Genomic DNA, 20550 nt, shown 5'->3' with positions numbered 1-20550 from the left:
CGAGGTCCCCGAATGGGGGCCTTTTTTCGAGGCGACTGCCTGCGACGAGATTGCGCACGACTTCGTGATCATTTGCAAATGATGCGGGGTAAGCATGGAACTGTCAATGCACGTGGAGGGCGAAGGCCGAATCCGCCAAAAAAAAGCCGGGCTCGATCGAGCCCGGCTTAAGGTATTGGCCACGTGAGGCCGACACAATCACCTTCCAAGAGGGATTACTGAACTCCCGCGCCACTGGAGGAGGGGGACAAATGCGCAACGCGAAGGCTCAGCGTAGAAACATTATGGGCTAGCCTCGCGCCCCGCATCAAGCGTCCAAGCCGCATGTCAGACATGCGGAAATCAGGACGGCCAGCGCTGCGCTTTGCTCACCACGAAGTCGCGGAACACTTGCACGCGCGCGACCGTCTTCAGCTCTTCCGGATAAACAAAATACGTATCGAGCTGGATCGAATCCGATTCGCCGAACAGCTGCACGAGGCGGCTCTGTTCTTCGATCAGATAGTCCGGCAGCGCGGCGATGCCGAGGCCCTGCTGACAGGCGCGGACGAGGCCAAGAATGTTGTTGACCCTGAAATAGGCTTCGCGCGGACCCGAGCCGTTGCGCCCCGCTTCGACCAGCCAGTTGCGGTTCTGAAGATGCGGCGCGAAGTTGCCGTCGGAGAGCGTGATGATGCGGTGGGAGTCGAGCTCCTCCAGCGTGCGCGGCGTCCCGAAGCGCTTGATGTAATCAGGCGAGCAATAAGCGTGGAAGCCCATCGCGAACAGCTTGCGCTGAATGAGATCCGGCTGTGTCGGCTTGCGGGTGCGGATCGCGACGTCGGCCTCCCGCATCGACAGGTCGAGTTCCTCGTCGGTGACGATCAGCGAGATCCGGATCTCCGGATAGAGCGCGGTGAATTCGCCGAGTCGCGGGATCAGCCAGTTGATGCCGACGCCGGGCGTGGTGGTGATCTTGAGATCGCCGCTCGGCCGCTCGCGGCTGTCGGTCAGTTTCGCGCGCGCCGCCTGCAGCTGCATGAACACGTCATGCGCGGTGCGGAACAGGAGGTCGCCCTGCTCGGTGAGGATCAGGCCGCGGGCGTGGCGGTGGAACAGCGAGACCGAGAGCTCCTGCTCCAGCGCCGAGACCTGGCGTGACACCGCCGATTGCGACAGGCCGAGCTGCTCGCCCGCGTGCGTGAAGCTGCCAGCTTCCGCCGCCGCGTGAAACACCTTCAGCTTGTCCCAGTCCATATCCGTAAATCCGTCGCGTGTGCGTGCCATGATGTCTATTCCGCTGCCGCGCGCTCGCTGGCGCGCAGGGCCAAAAATCGTTCCGCCTCGAGCGCTGCCATGCAGCCGAGGCCGGCCGCCGTGACCGCTTGGCGATATGTCTCGTCGGCCACGTCGCCGGCGGCGAACAGGCCGGGGATCGAGGTGGCGGTCGAGTTCGGGGCGACCTCGACATAGCCCGACGGTTTCAGCTTGATCTGCCCGGCCACGAGCTCGGTCGCCGGGGCATGCCCGATGGCGACAAAGACGCCGTCGGTCGGCACGTCGGTCAACGCGCCGGTCTTGACGTTCTTCAGTCGCACATGGGTGACCTTGTTCGGGTTCTCGGTGCCGCAGATCTCGTCGACGGCTGAGTCCCAGATCACCTTGATCTTCGGGTGCTTGAACAGACGCTCCTGCAGGATGCGTTCGGCGCGGAAGTGATCGCGACGATGCACGATGGTGACCTGCGAGGCATGGTTGGTCAGGTACAGGGCTTCCTCGACCGCGGTATTGCCGCCGCCGACCACTACGACTTGCTTGTTGCGGTAGAAGAAGCCGTCACAGGTGGCACAGGCCGAGACGCCGCCGCCCTGGAATTTCGCTTCGGACGGCAGCCCGAGCCAGCGCGCCTGGGCGCCGGTGGCGAGGATCACGGTGTCGGCGAGATAGACGTCGCCGCTATCGCAGGTCAGGCGAAAGGGTCGCTGCGAGGTGTCGAGCTTCGTCACCAGATCGGTCTTGATCTGGGTGCCCACATGCAGTGCCTGCTTCTCCATCTGCTCCATCAGCCAGGGGCCCTGGATCACGTCGGCAAAGCCGGGATAGTTCTCGACGTCGGTGGTGATGGTGAGCTGGCCGCCTGCCTGGATGCCCTGGATCAGGATCGGCTCGAGCATCGCGCGCGCGGCGTAGATCGCCGCCGTGTAGCCGGCGGGGCCGGAGCCGATGATGACGACCTTTGCATGGACAGCGGCGGACATTTCGACGGATGCCTTTCACGGGGGATTGCAGCGCGGGCGCGGAACGTGCCGGGAGGCCTCGCGGAGGCGCTGAAATATCAGAGGTAATCTAAGCCTTCTGGTGAGCTATGCAAGAATTGCATTCCCTGTCGGCGGATTTTTCCAACAAGGAACAAAAGTCGATTGCGCTGCACGCGCAATAAAATTGCGCCAGTCATGCGGTCTGGGCTATGAGGATTGCGACAGACCCACCAATACCGCCGCAAATGCCAGGAGTTCCAATCACGTGTCGCGGAACCTAGACGAGATCGACCTGAAGATTCTCACCGAGATTCAGGCCGACGGTCGAATCACGAATGTCGAGCTGGCCAAGCGCGTCGGCATTTCGCCGCCGCCCTGCCTGCGCCGAGTCCGGGCGCTGGAGGAGGAGGGGTATATCCATGGCTATCGCGGGCTTCTGGACGCGCGCAAGCTCGGCTTCGACGTTACGGTGTTTGCCGCAGTGCATCTCTCCAGCCAGGCCGAGGCGGATTTGCGCGCCTTCGAGGAGTTCGTTCGCGCCGAGCCGCTGGTGCGCGAGTGCTGGATGCTGTCGGGCGAAGTCGATTTCATCCTGAAATGCGTCGCACCCGACATGGCTACCTTCCAGGATTTCGTCACCCATTTGACCGCCGCCCCACACGTCCGCAACGTGCGGACCTCGCTGGTGCTGCACAATTCGAAATACGAGGCGGCCGTGCCGCTGGACGTGAGGGGACGAAGGTAGAGCCTCCTCCGTCATTGCGAGCGGAGCGAAGCAATCCAGGCGGTCTCCGCGGAAAGATTCTAGATTGCATCGCTTCGCTCGCAATGACGCGGGGGGAGGATCATCCCACCTCATTGCCAGCAACACACACATAAAAAAGGCCGCGCGGTGCACGGCCTTTTTCAAATCACATGCGACGGCAAATCGCTACCGCCACTCCACCTTGGTGATCTCATAAGCCTTGGCGCCGCCGGGTGCGTTGACCTCGACGGTTGAGCCCTTCTTCTTGCCGATCAGCGCGCGCGCGAGCGGCGAGGTGATGGAGATGCGGCCCTTCTTGGCGTCGGCCTCGACCTCGCCGACGATCTGCCACACCGTCTTCTTTTCGGTGTCCTCGTCGACCAGTGTCACGGTGGCGCCGAACTTGATGGTGTCGCCGGACAGCTTCGAGATGTCGATGATGTCGGCGCGCGCCAGCTTGTCCTCGAGCTCGGCGATGCGGCCTTCATTGTGGGACTGCTCTTCCTTCGCGGCGTGGTATTCCGCGTTTTCCGACAGGTCTCCGTGCGAGCGCGCCTCGGCGATATGCTCGATGATCCGCGGACGGTCCTCCGACTGGCGCTTCTTCAGTTCTTCCCCGAGCGCCGCAAAGCCGCCCGCTGTCATCGGTACCTTTTCCATCTCTTCTCTCGTCCTTCGGTCGCGCGCGCCCTGACATGTCAGCGCGCACGCAACTTGATTCGTCAGTCTGTCCGGGGGCTCAACGCGCGTGCCGCCGAACGTTCATATGGGCTTGGCACCGGAACAGAACAACCATATGGCCGGACAGTTCCTCCGGCCATCGTGGCTTCATCGCCAATCACTTAGCGGAAGGTGGGGCCTTCCGCTCGCGATCAGGTTTCCGAAAAGTAGCTCTGCAGGGTCCGAACCTCAAGGTCCCCGCCCAGATAGGCGCGGATGCCCCGCGCGGCCGCCACGGCCCCGGAAAGAGTGGTGTAATACGGCACTTTATGCAAGAGGGCCGCGCGCCGCAGCGAACGGCTGTCGGCGAGCGCCTGCGGGCCTTCGGTGGTGTTGAAGACGAGCTGGACGTCACCATTGGTGATGGCGTCGACGATGTGCGGCCGCCCCTCCAGCACCTTGTTCACCTTCTCGGTCGGGATGCCCTGGTCGGTCAGGAAGCGGGCCGTGCCCGACGTCGCCAGCACCTTGAAGCCGAGCGAATGCAGCTCGCGGACGGCCTCGGTGATGCGCGTCTTGTCGCTCTCGCGAACCGAGACGAACACCGTGCCCTTGCGCGGCACCCGCGTGCCGCCGCCGAGCTGGCTCTTGGCGAACGCCACCGCGAAGGAGCGGTCGATGCCCATGACCTCGCCGGTCGAGCGCATTTCGGGGCCGAGCACGGTATCGACCCCGGGGAAGCGGGCGAACGGAAACACCGATTCCTTCACGCCGACATGATCGAGGTTCGCCTTCTTCAGCTTGAAATCGGCAAGCTTCTCGCCGGCCATGACGCGCGCCGCTATCTTCGCGACAGGCGTGCCGACCACCTTGGCGACAAAGGGCACCGTGCGCGAGGCGCGCGGATTGACTTCGAGCACGTAGATCTCGCCGTCCTTGATGGCGTATTGCACATTCATCAGGCCGACGACGTCGAGGCCGAGCGCCAGCTCGCGGGTCTGCCGCTCCAGCTCCTCGATCATCTTGTCGTCCAGCGAATGCGGCGGCAGCGAGCAGGCGCTGTCGCCGGAATGGATGCCGGCTTCCTCGATGTGCTCCATGATGCCGACGATGAAAGTGTCCTTGCCGTCGCAGAGGCAGTCGACGTCGATCTCGGTCGCATCGGACAGATAGCGGTCGAACAGCAGCGGGTTCTTGCCGAGCACGGTGTTGATCTGGCCGGTCTTGTCGTTCGGGTAACGCGCCTTGACGTCCCCCGGCACCAGTTCCGGCAGCGTGCCCAGCAGGTAATCGCTGAGCTGGTTTTCCTCGCGGATGATTTGCATCGCGCGGCCGCCGAGCACGTAGGACGGGCGCACCACCAGCGGCAGGCCGAGATCGGTTGCGACCAGGCGCGCTTGCTCGACCGAATAGGCGATGCCGTTCTTGGGCTGCTTCAGCCGCAGCTTGTCGAGCACCCGCTTGAAGCGATCGCGGTCTTCCGCAAGGTCGATGGCGTCGGGCGAGGTGCCGAGGATCGGCACTTCGGCGGCTTCCAGCGCCCGCGCGAGCTTGAGGGGGGTCTGGCCGCCGAACTGCACGATCACGCCGTGCAGCGTGCCGTTCGTGCGTTCCTTCGCGATGATCTCCAGCACGTCCTCGGCGGTGAGCGGCTCGAAATAGAGCCGGTCCGCAGTGTCGTAGTCGGTCGACACCGTCTCCGGGTTGCAGTTGACCATGATGGATTCGTAGCCGGCGTCGTGCAGCGCGAAGCAGGCGTGACAGCAGCAATAGTCGAATTCGATGCCCTGGCCGATGCGGTTCGGTCCGCCGCCGAGGATGATGACCTTCTTCTTGTCGGACGGCGAGCTCTCGTCCGCGGGCGTGCCCGCGAACGGCGCCTCATAGGTCGAGTACATGTAGGCGGTGGGCGAAGCGAACTCGGCCGCGCAGGTATCGATGCGTTTGTAGACCGGGCGAACGCCGAGCGCGTGGCGCTTCGCCGTGACCTCCGCCTCCGTCGTCTCGGCGATCACCGCGAGCCGGGCATCGGAGAAGCCCATGGCCTTGAGCGTGCGCATGCCGAAGGCGTTGCCCGGCAGGCCGTTCTTGCGGACCTTCGCTTCCATGTCGACGATGCCGCGCATCTCGCTGAGGAACCACGGATCGATCTTGCAGGAATTGAAGATCTCCTCGTCCGACCAGCCGAGCCGCATCGCCTGCGCGACCTGGAGCAGCCGGTTCGGCGTCGGCGTGCCGAGCGCAGCGCGGATCGCATTCTTGTCGTCGTCGCGGCCGAGACCTTCGATCTCGATCTCGTCGAGGCCGGTGAGTCCGGTCTCGAGCCCGCGCAATGCCTTCTGAAGGCTTTCCTGAAAGGTGCGGCCGATCGCCATGACTTCGCCGACCGACTTCATCGACGTGGTCAGCGTGGTGGAGGCGCCGGGGAATTTCTCGAAGGCGAAACGCGGCACCTTGGTGACGACATAGTCGATCGTCGGCTCGAACGAGGCCGGCGTGGCGCCGCCGGTGATGTCGTTGGCAATTTCGTCGAGCGTGTAGCCGACCGCAAGCTTGGCGGCGACCTTTGCAATCGGAAAGCCGGTGGCTTTCGAAGCCAGGGCGGAAGAGCGCGACACGCGCGGATTCATCTCGATGACGACCATGCGGCCGTCTTCGGGATTGACGCCGAACTGCACGTTGGAGCCGCCGGTCTCGACGCCGATCTCGCGCAGCACCGCCAGCGAGGCGTCGCGCATGATCTGGTATTCCTTGTCGGTCAGCGTCAGCGCCGGCGCCACCGTGATGGAATCGCCGGTGTGCACGCCCATCGGATCGAGGTTCTCGATCGAGCAGACGATGATGCAATTGTCTTTCTTGTCGCGCACCACCTCCATCTCGTACTCTTTCCAGCCGAGCACGGATTCTTCGATCAGCACTTCGTTGGTGGGAGACGCATCCAGGCCGCGCTCGATGATGTCGAGGAACTCTTCCTTGTTGTAGGCAATGCCGCCGCCGGTGCCGCCCATGGTGAAGGAGGGGCGGATGATCGCGGGCAGGCCGATCTCGGACAGCGCCATCAGCGCCTGGCCGAGCGCATATTCCTGGTAGCGCTTGCGGCGGTCGCTCTCGCCGAGCGTCCACTGCCGCTCGAGCTCTGCGAGCTCCGCGCCCGAGGCCTTTGCGCGATCGGCCTGGTACTTGTCGCGGAAGGCCTTCTTCAGGGCGGAGGCGTTGGCGAGCCGCGACTTCGGCGTCTCGAGCCCGATCTTGGTCATGGCCTCGCGGAACAACTGGCGGTCTTCGGCCTTGTCGATCGCGTCCGCGGTGGCGCCGATCATTTCGACGTCGAACTTTTCGAGCGTGCCTTGCTGGCGCAGCGACAGCGCGCAGTTCAGCGCGGTCTGTCCGCCCATGGTCGGCAGCAGCGCGAAGCCGCCCGGAATGACGTGACGTTCCTTCTCGATGATCTTTGCGACGATCTCGGGCGTGATCGGCTCGATATAGGTGGCATCGGCCAATTCCGGGTCGGTCATGATGGTGGCCGGATTGGAATTGACGAGGACGATGCGATAGCCCTCTTCCTTCAGCGTCTTCACCGCCTGGGTGCCCGAATAGTCGAACTCGCAGGCCTGGCCGATCACGATGGGACCGGCGCCGATGATCAGGATGGTGGTGATGTCTGTACGTTTGGGCATCAACTCTCGCCGAAGTGGAATTTGGGCACAAAAAAAGGGCGCGCCTGCTGCGCGTCCCTTTGGCCGAGAGCGCGGTGGTCCCCCCTCGCGCGCGGGGTGGGTCTTAGACCAGTTTTCGGGGCGGCGAAACCCCGAAAAACGCCCATCAACCGGCAATTTTGACCGGTTTTGGCCGAGCCTGCCAGCCCCGGGCGACATGCACCAGAAGAGCCGCCGAAACGCTCAATCCGCCGACCCAGCCGAGATCGGCCGGGCTCCACGCCGCAAGCACGGCGCCGCCCAAGGCACCGCCGATCGCAAAGCCGAGATACATGGCCGAGGCGTTGAGCGAGAGCGCGATCATCGAGGCCTGCGGCTCGATCCGGATGATGCTGGCGACCTGGGCCGGGTAGAACGCCCATCCCGAGATGCCCCAGAGGAAGATTGCGCCCAGCACCGCATAATGCGCCTGTCCCGGCATCAGCTTCAGGACCAGCGAATGCAGGATCAGCGCGCTGGCCATGCCGGCAAGCCCGAGACCTGCCGTGGCGAGCGTGCCGAGCCGGTCGGCCAGGACGCCACCGAGCATGTTCCCGATCGCGGCGGCGCCGCCGAACACCAGCAGCGCGAGGCTGATCTGCGACGCATCGAAGCCGAGGCCGCGCAGCGGGATCGCGAAATAGGTGAACACGGTGAAGGCACCGAGCGCCCATAAGATCGTGATCAGAAGCGCGGTCAGGACATTGCGGTGACGCGCCACTGCCAGCCGATCGCCGAGCGAGGCCGTGTTGCGCGGCAGGCCGCGGGGCAGGCCGAGCAGCAGGCCGGCGAGCGCAACGGCGCCGATCAGCGCGACCATGGCAAAGGTCGCGCGCCAGCCGAGCAGGCTGCCGATGAGATTGCCGAGGGGAACGCCGATGACAGTCGCAACCGTGAGGCCCGAGGTAACCAGCGCCACCGCGCGGCCGCGTCGCTCCGGCGCGGCGACGGCCACGGATACGGCCAGCGCGGTCGGCATGCACAGCCCGGAGCCCAGCGCCATCAGCATGCGCGAGGCCAGCAGCAGGGCGTAGTTGGACGCCACCATCGCCGCGAGGTTTCCGGCGATGAAGGTCGATAGCGCCAGGGCCAGCACGGTGCGGCGGTCGATATTGTTCAGCGTCACCGCCAGGATCGGCGAGCCGACCGCATAGGTGAGCGCGTAGGCCGTGACCAACTGCCCGGCGGCGGGGACGGAAATCGCCAGGTCCGTTGCGATAGACGGCAAAAGCCCAGCAATGACAAAGCCTTCCGTGCCGATCGCAAAGGCCGCCAAGGCCAACCAGAACACGCTCATCCGAGAATTCCCTATGTTCAATGTTTATTGAACTATCGATGGGGCCGGGTCAGAAGTCAATTGGTTCAAGAACTATTGAACATCGAGGCCATTCCGCTATGATCTTCAGACCATGAGCCGCACCCCACCCCACCCCACCCGCGAGCAGATTGAACTGCCGATGGTTCTGGATTGCCTGAGCGATCCGATCAGATTGGCGATCGTGTACCAGCTCGCGCAGCAGGAACGTGTCAGCGGCGAGCTGTGCTGCGGCGATTTCAACGGGCTCAGCGGCAAGTCGAATCTGGCCTATCACTTCGCCAAGCTACGCGAATGCGGCCTGATGCAGACCCGCGTCGCCGGCACCAACCGCTTCATGCGGCTGCGCCGCGAGGATCTGGACGCACGTTTTCCGGGCCTGCTCGATGCCGTCATCACCTCCGCCGCAAAGGATGCCGACCGGCTGCGGCTTGTGTCGGAATGTGAAGTGGTTGAGGCTGATTGAGGATTGCGGCCAGTCCGTCTACGCTTGCGCTTCGCTCCAGCTATGCCGGACACGCTTCGCCCCTCCGGCCCTCGCGTGGCTGCGCCACGCGTAGCCCCGTGAGGGGCGAAGCGTGGAGACCCGGCCTGGATTTGAACCAGGATAAAGAGCGATGCATCGCCCTCGCGTAGACACTTCCGCCACCGGGCCGCGGCGATCATTGCCGATCGGGGTGCGACAAGCCACCTCAGGCAGACGTTATGCTTAACGAACCCAGGGTCCTTAAGAACCCAGGAAGCTTACCGAACCAATGGCGGCCGCGCGACGAACGTCATGCGCCAGCTATTGTGGCCGATATTGCGGTGAGCGCGCTGGACCGCGAAGCCGGCTGCCTTCAGCTTGGCGGTGATCTCCTCCTCACTGTAGCGTTGCAGCCCGATGCGCGTGCGCAGCTGACGGTAATCTGACAGTGCGGTGCTGATCAGCCCGATCAGCGCATCTTTGAAAAAGCCGTGCCGCAGGCCGAAGCTGAGCAGCGCCGTGACGTCCCTGAGCATGCCGACATTGGGCTGGAGGACATCGCCCAGCACGAGCTTGCCCGCGGGCTTCAGGATACGGCGAAAGTTGAGGAGCGCGGCGTCGAGCTCGTCCGGCGTCATGTATTGCGCGACCGAGTTCATCACGACGAGATCAATCGACTGCTCCTGCATCTTGCGGACATCGTCGAGCGAGCGGACGCGGATCTTCGTATTCGGGGCAAACCGCGCGATCAACCGGCCGCGCACGCCGGGCGCGGGCTCGGCCAGGATCAGCTGGCCGCAGGCCGCCGCGACCTGGCTCGCCGACAGCGCCTCGCCACAGGCATAGTCGAGCACTGTCGCCTCGGGCGAAGAAATGTAGCCGATGATGTCCCGCGCGATGATCTGGAAGTGCAAGTCGCGATGCAGCTTGCTGACATAGATCGTGTGCGTCGAGTCGTAATAATCGATCCAGTCGTCCATGGTCGTCGAGGGCCCCGGCCAATCGGTTCCGCTGAAGGAACCGGCGCTGCCCGCCTGCGTTAGGGGTGCGGCGGCGCGCCGTCAATGTCTGCGTCCTAACAGGAAGGTTTCCCGTGAGCAAAGCCCCACAAAAGGTCTCGCCCGACCTCGATACCCCTACCGATCTGTCGTCCCAGGCGGTCAACAAGGTTTCGGAGGCACTCAACGTGCTTCTGGCCGATGCGTTCGCGCTGTATCTGAAGACCAAGAATTTCCACTGGCACATCAGCGGCCGGCATTTCCGCGATTATCATTTGCTGCTCGACGAGCAGTCCGACCAGATCTTCGCCACCACCGACCAGCTCGCCGAGCGCGTCCGCAAGATCGGCGGCACCACGCTGAAGTCGATCGGCCAGGTCGCGAAACTCCAGACCATCAAGGACAACAACGAAGACTATGTCCCGCCGCGCGAGATGCTGCGCGAGCTGATGCAGGACAACAAGCATGTCGCCGCGGCAATGCGCAAGGCACACGAGGTCTGCGACGACGCCGGTGACGTCGCCAGCGCCAGCATCCTCGAGAACTTCATCGACGAGACCGAGCGCCGCACCTGGTTTTTGTTCGAAGCCACGAGACAGGAAGGCGCGAACGAGGCGTAGGCGCACGCTGGATTGCTTCCACGTCGTCGTCCTGGCGAAGGCCGGGACCCATACCCCCAGGGAGAAGTTGTGGCGCGAGATGCGCAATTGCGAATCTTCGCCAAGCTACCTTTCGTGGCTATGGGTCCCGGCCTTCGCCGGACGACTGCGGAGTTTGTTGGAGGAGCGCCGCTAGTACCGCCACAACCGCATCAGCGCCCCGTCCTTGCCGGCCACCGGATCGGCCGGCGGCAGCGCGACGTTTGGAATCGTCTTTAGCGCTTTCGCGTGGTTCTCCGGCGTTGCGCGGGTGATCTCCATCTTCGCGCCCGGCGGATAGGCGCCGATCACGCAGAAATCCTCGCTGGCCTTGATGCGTTGGTGACCTGTGCCGGCGGGCAGGATCGCGACGTCGCCGGCCTTGATCTCCAGCTCCTGGCCATGGTCGCCGCCGAAGCGAACGCGCGCGCTGCCACGCGCAACGCCGAGCACCTCATGCACCGTCGCGTGATAATGCAGATAATCGAAGACGCCATTGCGCCACGTGCCGCCCCAGCCGTTCGCTTCGAACAAGCGTTCGATCGTCTCTTCCGGCTGTCTGGAATCGAGCTTCACTGCGGCCTGGTAGACCAGGAAGGGGAGGATATTGTTCGGCACGAGCCCGTCATCCTCAAACACGATGGCGAGCGGCTCGGCATTGTCGCGGACGACGGACATAAGGGGCTCCTGCGTGACCGTAGCAGTGATCAACGATAGGAGTTGAGCGGCGTTCCTCGTTCCGCTGTCATTCCGGGTTCGCGCTGCGCTGCGCCCCGGAACGACAAAAGCCCGGGAGAAGGCCCGGGCTCGATGTCGTCAAAGCAGTCGCAGGAGAGCGCGCGCCTTACGCGCTCTTCTTCTGCCGCATCAGGTCCGCAAAACGCTGGAACAGATAGTGCGAGTCGCGCGGACCCGGTGAGGCCTCGGGGTGGTACTGCACCGAGAACACCGGCTTGCCGTCGAGCTGGATGCCGCAATTGGAGCCGTCGAACAGCGAGATGTGGGTCTGGGTCGCGCCCGTCGGCAGCGTGCTCTCGTCCACGGCAAAGCCGTGATTCATCGAGGTGATCTCGACCTTGCCGGTGGTCTCGTCCTTCACGGGATGATTGGCGCCGTGATGGCCCTGGTGCATCTTCTTGGTCTTGGCGCCGACCGCGAGGCCGAGCATCTGGTGGCCGAGACAAATTCCGAATGTCGGCGTGCCCGACTTGATCACGTCCTGAATCACGGGCACGGCATATTTGCCGGTCGCGGCCGGATCGCCGGGACCGTTCGACAGGAACACGCCGTCCGGCTTCATCGCCAGGATGTCCTCGGATGACGTCGTTGCCGGCACCACCGTCACCTTGCAGCCGACGCCGGCGAGCAGGCGCAGAATGTTGCGCTTGATGCCGTAGTCGATGGCGACGACGTTGAACTCAGGCTTGTCCTGACGGCCAAAGCCCTTCTCCCACAGCCACGGCGTCTCGTCCCAGGTGAAGCGCTGGCCGGAGGTGACCATCGGCACGAGGTCCATGCCTTCGAGGCCCGGCCATTCGCGCGCTTCTTCCTTCAGGCCGTGCAGGTCGAACTCGCCGTCCTTGGCGTGCGCGATCACGGCGTTGGGCATGCCCTTGCTGCGGATCAGCGCGGTCAGCGCGCGGGTGTCGATGCCGGAGAGGCCGATGATGCCGCGGGCCTTCAGCCACTGGTCGAGGTGCTTGGTGGCGCGGTAGTTCGAGGGATCGGTGATCGCGGTGCGCAGGATCACGCCGCGCGCGCCGGGCGTCGCGGCCATGTTCACCGTCTCGATGTCGTCGTCATTGGTGCCGACATTGCCGATATGCGGGAAGGTGAAGGTGATGAGCTGGCCGGCATAGGAGGGATCGGTGAGGATCTCCTCATAGCCGGTCATCGCGGTGTTGAAGCAGACCTCGCCGACGGCTTGGCCTTCGGCGCCGAGGCCAAAGCCTTCCAGCACCGTACCGTCGGCAAGCACCAACAGCGCGGTCGGTTTGTGGTCCGGCCAGGCGGGATCGTTGTCATGTTGTGTCATGAGCCCGGTTCATAGTCCCCGCGGGCGCCCGCGTCAAAGCGGAGATGTGGCGATTCACATGCGTTTTTGCATATTTGACAGGTCGCCTTGGGCCCCTAAGCTCCGCGGCATAATTTCCGGCAAATTCGGGGGCTTCGGAGGCAATAATGGACCAGACGACGCCGATTTTGCTGGTTCCGGGACTAGCCTCCTCGGCCCGGATCTATGCGCCGGTGATCCCGGCGCTGTGGCGGTTCGGCCCGGTGATGGTCGCCAACCATGTTCGCGACGACAACATGGCGGCGATCGCCCGGCGGGTGCTGAGCGAGGCGCCGCCGCGCTTCGCGCTCGCCGGCCATTCCATGGGCGGCTACATCGCGCTCGAGATCATGCGCCAGGCGCCCGAGCGGGTGGCCAGGCTCGCGCTGATCAACACCCAGGCGCGGCCCGACACGGAGGAGGCGACCGCGCGCCGCCGCGGCCTGATGGAGCGGGCCCGGCGCGGCGAGCTGCGTGCCGCGCGCGAGGAGATGTTTCCCGAACTGGTACATCCGTCGCGCCGCGACGATTCCGGCATTCGCCAACTCGTCCACGAGCAGGGCGAGGACGTGGGCGTCGAAGGCTATCTGCGGCAGCAGACCGCGATCATCGCGCGGGTGGATTCACGGCCGACGCTTGCCACGATCAAATGCCCGACGCTGGTGCTGACGGGCGATGCGGACAACACGATTCCCAACGCCTTCTCGAAGGAGATGGCGGAGGGCATTGCCGGCGCAAGGCTCGTCGTTCTGGAGAATTGCGGACATCTGCCGCAGCCGGAGCAGCCTGCGGCGACGGTGCGGGCGCTGGTCGAATGGCTGGGAACCCCGGTTGTCTCGGGGCCGCGAACGGCCTAGATCAGGCGTCGGATATGCGAAGGGGTCACGATCATGCTGCGCGACGACATCAACAATGCGGTCAAGGAGGCCATGAAGGCCAAGGAAGAGCGCAAGCTGTCCACGCTGCGCATGGTCAACTCGACCATCAAGAACGCCGACATCGAGGCGCGCGGCAGCGGCAAGCCGCCGCTCTCGGACGCGGACCTGCTCGGCGTGTTCCAGAAGATGATCAAGCAACGTCAGGAGTCGGTCGAGCTCTACGAGAAGGGCGGCCGTGCCGAGCTCGCGGCGCAGGAGCGCGAGGAGATCGCGGTGATCTCGGCGTATCTGCCGAAGCAGATGTCGGACGACGACGTCAAGAAGGCGATCTCGGACGCGATCGCCGAGACCGGCGCCGCCGGCATGAAGGACATGGGCAAGGTGATCGCCGTGTTGAAGACGAAGTACGCCGGCCAGATGGATTTCGGCAAGGCCTCTGGTTTGGTGAAGGCTGCGCTGACGGGCTAACTCTCTCTTTCCTTCTCCCACAAGGGGAGAAGGTGCACCTTTGATGCGGTGCCCGTTCGGTCTACTCTCTCCCGATAGACAAATCGGGAGCAACCGATGACTGCCATAGAACCGTTTCGCATCGCCATCAGCGACGACATTCTCGCCGACCTCAAGTCGCGCCTCGCCCGGACGCGCTGGCCGGAGGCGGAGCTGGTCTCCGACTGGAGCCAAGGTGCGCCGCTGAAATGGATCCAGGAGATCTGCACCTATTGGGCTGATGGCTACGACTGGCGTGCGCGCGAAGCAAAACTCAATCGCTTCGAACAGTTCACCACCGAGATCGATGGGCTCGACATCCACTTCCTGCATGTGCGCTCGAAGGAGCCGTCGGCGCTGCCGCTGATCATCACCCATGGCTGGCCCGGCTCGATCGTCGAATTCCAGAAGGTGATCGCGCCGCTGGTCGATCCTACCGCGCATGGCGGCAATCCCGCCGATGCTTTCCACGTCGTCTGTCCATCGCTGCCGGGCTTTGGGTTCTCGGGCAAGCCGAACACCACCGGCTGGGGCGTCGATCGCATTGCCGCGACCTGGGCCAGGCTGATGGACCGGCTCGGCTACGCACGCTATGGCGCGCAGGGCGGCGACTGGGGTTCGGCGGTGACGACCTCGCTTGGCATGCAGGACGCCGAGCATTGCGCCGGCATCCACATCACGCTCGCCTTCAACGCCGCACCGAAGGTCGAGGGCGAACCGACGCCGGAAGAGAAGCGCGCGCTCGCCGGCCTCAAGCATTACGTTGACCTCGACTCCGGCTATTCGAAGCAGCAATCGACGCGGCCGCAGACCCTCGGCTATGGTCTGACGGATTCACCGAGCGGGCAGGCGGCCTGGATTCTGGAAAAATTCTGGGCCTGGACCGATTGCGACGGCCATCCCGAGAACATCTTCACCAAGGACGAGCTGCTCGACAACGTCATGCTCTATTGGGCGACGGAGACGGCGACCTCGTCTGCGCGGCTTTATTGGGAAAGCTTCGGCAAACGCCGGACCACGCCGGTGGTCAAGGTGCCGACGGGCGTGGCTGTTTTCCCCAAGGAGATCATCACGCCGGTGCGGCGCTGGATGGAGCCGAACTTCCACAACATCACGCATTGGAGCGAGATGGAGAAGGGCGGCCATTTCGCCGCATTCGAGCAGCCGGAGCTGTATGTCGGAGAGGTCCGCAAGTTCTTCGCGACGGTGCGGTAGGATCGATCCCATGCTCACCGAAGCCAGCACCTACGACGAACTCTACGGCAATTTCCGCTGGGAGATCCCGGCGCGCTTCAACCTGGCGGAGGCTTGCTGCGATCGCCACGCCGACGGCACCGGCCGGCTGGCGTTGGTCTATGTTGATGAAAGCGGCGCCATCACGCGCACATCCTTCGACGAGGTCGCGGAGATGTCGCGCCGCTTCGCCAATGTGCTGAAGGCAGATGGTCTTGCCCGCGGCGACCGCGTCGCGGTGTTCCTGTCGCAGTCGCTGGAGCTGCCGATCGCGCACATGGCGGCGTTCCGTTCGGCGATGATCTCCATTCCGCTGTTCGCATTGTTCGGCGAAGACGCACTGGAATTCCGCCTGTCGAACTCGCAAGCCAAGGCGATCGTCACCGACGCGGGGGGCTGGGAGAAGCTTTCGAAGATTCGCGACCGTCTGCCGGAGCTGAAGAATGTCTATATAGTTGGCGAACGAACGCCGGCGGGCACGACATCGTTCTGGAATTCGCTCAAGGCTGCATCGCCCGACTTTACGCTGGTGGACACGTCTGCGGACGATCCCGCGCTGATCATCTACACCTCGGGCACGACGGGCAATCCGAAGGGCGCGCTGCACGCACACCGCGTTGTGCTCGGACATCTCCCCAATGTCGAGATGTGCCACAACTTCCTGCCGCGCCCCGGCGATCTGATGTGGACGCCGGCGGACTGGGCCTGGATCGGCGGCCTCATCAACGGCCTGTTCGCGTTCTGGTATCACGGCATTCCCCTGGTCGGCCACCGCGCGCGAAAGTTCGAGCCGCAAGCGGCGATGCAGATGATGGCCGATCTCGGCGTGCGCAATGTCTTTCTGCCGCCGACTGCGCTGAAGCTGATGCGGCAGGCTGGGGTGACGCAATCCGGCGTCAAGCTGCGCAGCATCTTTACCGGCGGCGAGTCCCTCGGGGGCGAGATGCTCGGCTGGGTACGCGAGACTTTCGGCATCGACGCGCATGAGGTGTTTGGCCAGACCGAATGCAATCTCGTGATCGGCAGCAACGCGAATCTGTTTCCGATCCGCCCCGGTTCGATGGGCAAGGCGACGCCGGGTTTCGATGTCCGTATCGTCAACGACAGAGGCGAGGAGCAGCCGAGGGGACAGCGCGGCATCATCGGCGTGCGCCAGCCCTGTCCTTGCACGATGCTCGAATACTGGCGCAATCCGGAGGCGACGGCGAAGAAATATGCCGGCGAGTTCCTGCTCACCGGCGATCTCGGCGTGCAGGACGAGGACGGTTACTTCTGGTACGTCAGCCGCGAGGACGACGTCATCACCACCGCCGGCTATCGCGTCGGCCCGTCCGAGATCGAGCACACGCTGATGAAGCACCCGGCGGTGGCGATGGCGGCGGTGGTCGGCATCCCCGATCCGATCCGCACCGAATCGATCAAGGCCTGGATCGTGCTGCGCCCGGGCTTCGCCGCCGGCGACGCACTCGCGCGCGAGATCCAGGAGTTCGTCAAGGTGCAACTCGCCGCCCACGAATACCCACGGTTCGTGGAGTTCGCGGAGACACTGCCGATGACCGCTACCGGAAAGGTGCTGCGGCGCGAGCTGCGGACGAGGGGTTAGCTTCCTGCAATGGCAAAGACGTCTCAAGCCGCGGGGCTTCACCGCGCTTCACTTGCGAAGCTGCACGATCTCGATGCGGCGCTGGAGCTCATGTATTACGGCTGGCGCGGGATGACACTCGAAGCCGACGCGTATCTCGCCAAGCAGGGACTGTCGCGGCCGCACCATCGCATCCTCTACGTGGTGGCGCGCCGGCCCGATATTGCGATCGGCTCGCTGATCGAGATCCTCGGCATTTCGAAGCAGGCCCTGAACCGGCCGCTCAATTTGTTGCTGGAGCGCAAGCTCGTGAACTCGAAACGCTCGCCCGAGCAGCATCGCTCGAAACTGCTGCGCCTGACTGCCGCGGGGCAGCGCATCGAGCAGCGTGCATCGGACCACGAGCGCAAGGTGCTGCGCGAGGCGTTCGATCGCATCGGAGCGACCGGTGCGGCTGCGTGGATGGGCGTCATGGAGGCGATCGCCGACACCAACTGACGATTCCTGACGTCAACATGGTTGACATGAGGACTGGGCTTTGCCACTTTCCTGGCCAACGAGCCGTGGGAGGGCTCCGCCATGCGTCTTTCGGATATCGTGCTGCTCCTCAACGCGCTCTGGTTCGGCGGCGCCTTCATCCAGTTCAGCATTGCGCAAGCCAACACGCTGAAAATTCTCGTACCGCGCGAGGAGCGCGCCAATCCGATCGCGCCGACATTGTCGGCCAGCGTGGCATTCCTCGGCGGCATCAATCTGCCGATCGGCCTTCTGTCGCTCTATCTTCTGGCAGCCCGACCGGTCTTCTTCCAGCCGGTCGAAGCGCAGCTGGTGCTGTTCCTGTTCTTTGCCGCCTGCCATTTCAGCCAGTTCGCCTACAACCTTCCGGTCCTGCTGCGCGGAGGACGCGTCGGAGTGGCTTACTGGCCCGTGTTGAAGGGCCCGATGCTCAGGATCTTCGTCATCGACGCGGCCTTGTTCGTGGCCAATCTGGGTGCGGCGCTTCTCCTCGCGTCGCGCTCCTGACTACCGCGAAGGCGTCGACAGCGCGGACCGCAGCATCGCGGCGAGGTCTCGCCGCCGGAACGGCTTGGTCAGGATGCGGGCATCGCCGATTCCATCGGGCGCCTTGACCGGATTTTGGCTGTAGCCGGAGGTGAAGAGCACCTTGAGCCCGGGCCGCAACTGGATTGCTTGCCTGGCAAGCTCCGGCCCGAACATGCCGCCGGGCATCACGACGTCGGTGAACAGCAGGTCGATGTCGCCGGACTGGCGCAGCACGTCGAGCGCCGCCGGGCCGCTTGCGGCCGTGATGACGCGATAGCCGAGCGTCTTCAGCTCGCTTTCGACATAAGTTCGAACCATATCGTTGTCCTCGACGACGAGAATGGTCTCGCTTCCTTCGCGCGCGACGATCTCTTCGGCGGGTGACGGATGCTCGTTCGGCGTCGTTGCCAGGCGGGGAAAGAACAGCCTGACGGCGCTGCCTTGTCTCGGCGCGGACTGCATCTGCACCAGTCCGCCGGACTGTCGCACAAACCCGTAGACCATGCTCAGGCCGAGCCCGGTCCCCTTGCCGACCTCCTTGGTGGTGAAGAACGGCTCGAACGCCCGGCTCGCCACCTCGGCGGTCATGCCGCTGCCGGTGTCGGTCACGGCCACCATGACATAGTCGCCCGGTCGCGGCTCGCCGTTGACGTCAAGGTCGGATTCACCGAGCGAGGCGTTGCGCGCCTCGATGGTCAGCCTGCCGCCCAACGGCATGACATCGCGCGCGTTGAGCACGAGATTGAGCAGCGCAGTCGTCAGCTGGCCGGGATCGACGCTGGTCAACCCCACATCCGGTTCGAGCGCGAAGGTGCATTCGATGTGCTCGCCCAGGGGGCGGCGCAACAACTGCTCCATCTCCTGAATCTTCTCGCTGATGTCGATGTCTCGCGGCCTCAGGGGCTGCTTGCGCGCGAAGGCGAGCAGGCTCCGCGTCAGGTCGGAGCCGCGCTCGGCGGCTGTCGCGATGTCGCCGGCGATCCGGTGCAACTCCTTATTCCCGGCCAGCCTGTCGGCAAGGTGCTCCGAATTGCCGAGAATGACGGTGAGGAGGTTGTTGAAATCATGCGCCACGCCGCCGGTGAGCTGGCCCATCGCCTCCATCTTCTGGGATTGGCTGAGCTTCTGGTTGAGGTCCGCGATGGCCGCGCGTTGCTGCTCGAGCGACTCGGCGGTGCCGTTGAGCAGGGTCATCAATCCGCCCAGCTCGCCGCGCGGATGGGGAGGGGGAATTCGCGCGCTGAGATCTCCGAGCCCGAGTCTCTTCGCCATGTTGGCGAGCCGCCCGACCTGGCGGCCGACGCTCACTGTCGCGAGGATCCATACGCCGGCCAGCAGCAGCAGCAAGGCCACCGCGAGGATCGCCATGTCCTCGTAGAGCCGGCGATTCGCCGCCGCGACCAATCCGTCCTTGGAGCGTCCGACCAGGATGTAGAGGCCGGCATCACGGATCGAAGGCGAGTGGGCGACGGCCCAGACCTGCGTGCGGCCGTCGCGATCGGTCACTTCCTGAAATGCTTTTTGATCGGGAGCCGTCGCGAAGCGGAGCAGGTCGGATCCTGCAATCGACGCGCCCACGGGCGCGGACCAGCCGGCTGTCGAGGGGGCGACGAGAACGGTGCCCTTGGCGTCGATGAGCAGGATATCCTTCTCGGCGAGCAGCCGCTTGTGGTGATACTCGGCGAATTTGCGCAGGTTGAACGAGGCGAGCAGCACCAGCTTCAGCGCGCCCGCCTCCGATCGCACCGGATATGCGATCTGGAGCACCGATGTTCCGGTCAGCCGGCCGAATACCGGCTCAACCACGACGCTGCGCGAGACCAGGGCCTGCCTGAAATAGGCGCGATCCCTCAGATCGAGCGTGCGGTTGGTCCGCAGCGAGTCGCAGAACAGGCTGCCGTCCGGATCGATGGTCAGGATTCCCGTAAACTGAGGGTATTCCTCGCGCACATCCGACAGAAACGCCGAGCACGCCGCCTTGTCGCGCGTGTCGAGGTCGCGCGCACGGGCCAGACCGTAATGAAGCTGCGCGGTGCCTTGAATCTTCTCGCCCAGATCACTCGCAATGTCGTCGGCCGAGGCTGCCAGATTGGCCAGGGCGGCGTTGATTTCGCTGCTCCGGTTCTGCACGAAACGCAACCCGACGAGGCTCGCCGGCACCAGCATGGCCGCGATGACGAGTATCAGTAGCCGGGTACGCAAGCTCATCGGTGGGACGGTCCATCCTGGTCATCGCGCGTTCGTTCAAAGACCCAATTTGCGGCACCACCCTCCGCTCAGTCCATAGGCAAGGGGCCGAAAAAGTCCTCGACGGGGAAAGATTTCGGGCCGCGTGCACCACGGATGAGCCTCCTAAAGGGAGCGCCGCCGACGGCGCGGCGGTTTTCCCGGGTCTGCGCGGGCGGCTTCGGGATACCGTCGTCCGGCCATCAACTCGCGCGTGCGCGCCGGCCGCGAGGGCGCTAAGATCGAACTCATCCGTGTGCGACGGAGATCGCGCCGGCCAAGGAGGAGGAAGCT

General features: G+C 64.4%; 18 protein-coding genes. 9 read left to right on the top strand and 9 right to left on the bottom strand.

Annotated features, from left to right (window positions below):
- Positions 1-342: 342 nt before the first annotated feature.
- Together BRA471DRAFT_RS31445 and trxB are read right to left on the bottom strand one after the other, a co-directional pair.
- Positions 343-1266, bottom strand: coding sequence for a LysR family transcriptional regulator (locus BRA471DRAFT_RS31445; RefSeq protein WP_007614700.1), 924 nt, complete (start codon positions 1264-1266; stop codon positions 343-345).
- Between the two features lie 5 nt (positions 1267-1271).
- Positions 1272-2237 (bottom strand): thioredoxin-disulfide reductase, encoded by a 966-nt coding sequence (gene trxB / locus BRA471DRAFT_RS31440; RefSeq protein WP_007614698.1) that lies wholly within the window; start codon positions 2235-2237, stop codon positions 1272-1274.
- Between the two features lie 265 nt (positions 2238-2502).
- On the opposite strand from trxB, the gene BRA471DRAFT_RS31435 reads away from it, so the two are divergent.
- Entirely contained in the window at positions 2503-2982 is a 480-nt protein-coding gene (locus tag BRA471DRAFT_RS31435; protein WP_007596676.1) for an Lrp/AsnC family transcriptional regulator, read from the top strand.
- Positions 2983-3168: 186 nt separating this feature from the next.
- On the opposite strand, the gene greA is transcribed toward BRA471DRAFT_RS31435, so the two are convergent.
- The 3 genes from greA to BRA471DRAFT_RS31420 all read right to left on the bottom strand — a co-directional run bounded on the left by greA (position 3169) and on the right by BRA471DRAFT_RS31420 (position 8634).
- Positions 3169-3642 (bottom strand): transcription elongation factor GreA, encoded by a 474-nt coding sequence (gene greA / locus BRA471DRAFT_RS31430; RefSeq protein WP_007596674.1) that lies wholly within the window; start codon positions 3640-3642, stop codon positions 3169-3171.
- 212 nt (positions 3643-3854) lie between these two features.
- Positions 3855-7319, bottom strand: a complete 3465-nt coding sequence (gene carB / locus BRA471DRAFT_RS31425; RefSeq protein ID WP_007614696.1) for a carbamoyl-phosphate synthase large subunit — start codon at positions 7317-7319, stop codon at positions 3855-3857.
- Between the two features lie 145 nt (positions 7320-7464).
- Positions 7465-8634 (bottom strand): MFS transporter, encoded by a 1170-nt coding sequence (locus BRA471DRAFT_RS31420; RefSeq protein ID WP_007614695.1) that lies wholly within the window; start codon positions 8632-8634, stop codon positions 7465-7467.
- A 112-nt stretch (positions 8635-8746) separates the two neighbouring features.
- Between BRA471DRAFT_RS31420 and BRA471DRAFT_RS31415 the strand changes: the two genes are divergently transcribed.
- Positions 8747-9118 carry a helix-turn-helix transcriptional regulator gene (locus tag BRA471DRAFT_RS31415; protein ID WP_007614693.1) on the top strand — a complete coding sequence of 124 codons (372 nt, stop codon included), beginning with the start codon at positions 8747-8749 and terminating at the stop codon, positions 9116-9118.
- Positions 9119-9396: 278 nt separating this feature from the next.
- Here BRA471DRAFT_RS31415 and BRA471DRAFT_RS31410 read toward each other — a convergent pair whose 3' ends face one another.
- Positions 9397-10098: a class I SAM-dependent methyltransferase gene (locus tag BRA471DRAFT_RS31410; RefSeq protein WP_007614691.1), complete on the bottom strand. Its 702-nt coding sequence runs from the start codon at positions 10096-10098 to the stop codon at positions 9397-9399.
- Positions 10099-10211: 113 nt separating this feature from the next.
- Between BRA471DRAFT_RS31410 and BRA471DRAFT_RS31405 the strand changes: the two genes are divergently transcribed.
- A complete protein-coding gene (locus BRA471DRAFT_RS31405) occupies positions 10212-10736 on the top strand; it encodes a Dps family protein (protein WP_007614688.1) in 525 nt (174 codons plus the stop codon).
- A gap of 171 nt (positions 10737-10907) precedes the next feature.
- Here BRA471DRAFT_RS31405 and BRA471DRAFT_RS31400 read toward each other — a convergent pair whose 3' ends face one another.
- Together BRA471DRAFT_RS31400 and carA are read right to left on the bottom strand one after the other, a co-directional pair.
- Entirely contained in the window at positions 10908-11432 is a 525-nt protein-coding gene (locus BRA471DRAFT_RS31400; protein ID WP_007614683.1) for a hypothetical protein, read from the bottom strand.
- 166 nt (positions 11433-11598) lie between these two features.
- Entirely contained in the window at positions 11599-12789 is a 1191-nt protein-coding gene (carA, locus tag BRA471DRAFT_RS31395) for a glutamine-hydrolyzing carbamoyl-phosphate synthase small subunit (protein ID WP_007614681.1), read from the bottom strand.
- Between the two features lie 146 nt (positions 12790-12935).
- Here carA and BRA471DRAFT_RS31390 point away from each other — a divergent pair, with 146 nt between their 5' ends.
- From BRA471DRAFT_RS31390 to BRA471DRAFT_RS31365, 6 genes are all read left to right on the top strand, one after another.
- Entirely contained in the window at positions 12936-13664 is a 729-nt protein-coding gene (locus BRA471DRAFT_RS31390) for an alpha/beta fold hydrolase (protein WP_007614680.1), read from the top strand.
- A gap of 33 nt (positions 13665-13697) precedes the next feature.
- Complete coding sequence (locus tag BRA471DRAFT_RS31385) at positions 13698-14153, top strand: GatB/YqeY domain-containing protein (protein ID WP_007614677.1); 456 nt, start codon at positions 13698-13700, stop codon at positions 14151-14153.
- Positions 14154-14249: 96 nt separating this feature from the next.
- Positions 14250-15386: an epoxide hydrolase family protein gene (locus BRA471DRAFT_RS31380; protein ID WP_007614675.1), complete on the top strand. Its 1137-nt coding sequence runs from the start codon at positions 14250-14252 to the stop codon at positions 15384-15386.
- 10 nt (positions 15387-15396) lie between these two features.
- Positions 15397-17007: an acyl-CoA synthetase gene (locus BRA471DRAFT_RS31375; RefSeq protein ID WP_007614673.1), complete on the top strand. Its 1611-nt coding sequence runs from the start codon at positions 15397-15399 to the stop codon at positions 17005-17007.
- Positions 17008-17016: 9 nt separating this feature from the next.
- Positions 17017-17484, top strand: a complete 468-nt coding sequence (locus BRA471DRAFT_RS31370) for a MarR family winged helix-turn-helix transcriptional regulator (protein WP_007614671.1) — start codon at positions 17017-17019, stop codon at positions 17482-17484.
- A gap of 81 nt (positions 17485-17565) precedes the next feature.
- On the top strand, positions 17566-18009 hold the full coding sequence (locus tag BRA471DRAFT_RS31365) for a hypothetical protein (RefSeq protein WP_007614669.1): 444 nt from the start codon (positions 17566-17568) through the stop codon (positions 18007-18009).
- Here the strand turns inward: BRA471DRAFT_RS31365 and BRA471DRAFT_RS31360 are convergent, their stop codons facing one another.
- Positions 18010-20238, bottom strand: a complete 2229-nt coding sequence (locus tag BRA471DRAFT_RS31360) for an ATP-binding protein (RefSeq protein WP_007614666.1) — start codon at positions 20236-20238, stop codon at positions 18010-18012. It lies immediately after the preceding gene.
- Positions 20239-20550 lie beyond the last annotated feature (312 nt).

Origin of the sequence: Bradyrhizobium sp. WSM471 (assembly GCF_000244915.1) — a bacterium.
In the GTDB taxonomy this organism is placed as follows: Bacteria; Pseudomonadota; Alphaproteobacteria; order Rhizobiales; family Xanthobacteraceae; genus Bradyrhizobium.
The sequence above is the reverse complement of the archived record's forward strand: the minus strand, read 5'-3'. Positions and strand labels throughout refer to the sequence as shown.

Bases quoted from the DNA above. Each gene is read 5' to 3' on its own strand.
- BRA471DRAFT_RS31445 (WP_007614700.1), bottom strand. From the start codon at position 1,266: ATGGCACGCACACGCGACGGATTTACGGATATGGACTGGGACAAGCTG.
- trxB (WP_007614698.1), bottom strand. From the start codon at position 2,237: ATGTCCGCCGCTGTCCATGCAAAGGTCGTCATCATCGGCTCCGGCCCC.
- greA (WP_007596674.1), bottom strand. From the start codon at position 3,642: ATGGAAAAGGTACCGATGACAGCGGGCGGCTTTGCGGCGCTCGGGGAA.
- carB (WP_007614696.1), bottom strand. From the start codon at position 7,319: ATGCCCAAACGTACAGACATCACCACCATCCTGATCATCGGCGCCGGT.
- BRA471DRAFT_RS31420 (WP_007614695.1), bottom strand. From the start codon at position 8,634: ATGAGCGTGTTCTGGTTGGCCTTGGCGGCCTTTGCGATCGGCACGGAA.
- BRA471DRAFT_RS31415 (WP_007614693.1), top strand. From the start codon at position 8,747: ATGAGCCGCACCCCACCCCACCCCACCCGCGAGCAGATTGAACTGCCG.
- BRA471DRAFT_RS31410 (WP_007614691.1), bottom strand. From the start codon at position 10,098: ATGGACGACTGGATCGATTATTACGACTCGACGCACACGATCTATGTC.
- BRA471DRAFT_RS31400 (WP_007614683.1), bottom strand. From the start codon at position 11,432: ATGTCCGTCGTCCGCGACAATGCCGAGCCGCTCGCCATCGTGTTTGAG.
- carA (WP_007614681.1), bottom strand. From the start codon at position 12,789: ATGACACAACATGACAACGATCCCGCCTGGCCGGACCACAAACCGACC.
- BRA471DRAFT_RS31390 (WP_007614680.1), top strand. From the start codon at position 12,936: ATGGACCAGACGACGCCGATTTTGCTGGTTCCGGGACTAGCCTCCTCG.
- BRA471DRAFT_RS31385 (WP_007614677.1), top strand. From the start codon at position 13,698: ATGCTGCGCGACGACATCAACAATGCGGTCAAGGAGGCCATGAAGGCC.
- BRA471DRAFT_RS31380 (WP_007614675.1), top strand. From the start codon at position 14,250: ATGACTGCCATAGAACCGTTTCGCATCGCCATCAGCGACGACATTCTC.
- BRA471DRAFT_RS31375 (WP_007614673.1), top strand. From the start codon at position 15,397: ATGCTCACCGAAGCCAGCACCTACGACGAACTCTACGGCAATTTCCGC.
- BRA471DRAFT_RS31370 (WP_007614671.1), top strand. From the start codon at position 17,017: ATGGCAAAGACGTCTCAAGCCGCGGGGCTTCACCGCGCTTCACTTGCG.
- BRA471DRAFT_RS31365 (WP_007614669.1), top strand. From the start codon at position 17,566: ATGCGTCTTTCGGATATCGTGCTGCTCCTCAACGCGCTCTGGTTCGGC.
- BRA471DRAFT_RS31360 (WP_007614666.1), bottom strand. From the start codon at position 20,238: ATGAGCTTGCGTACCCGGCTACTGATACTCGTCATCGCGGCCATGCTG.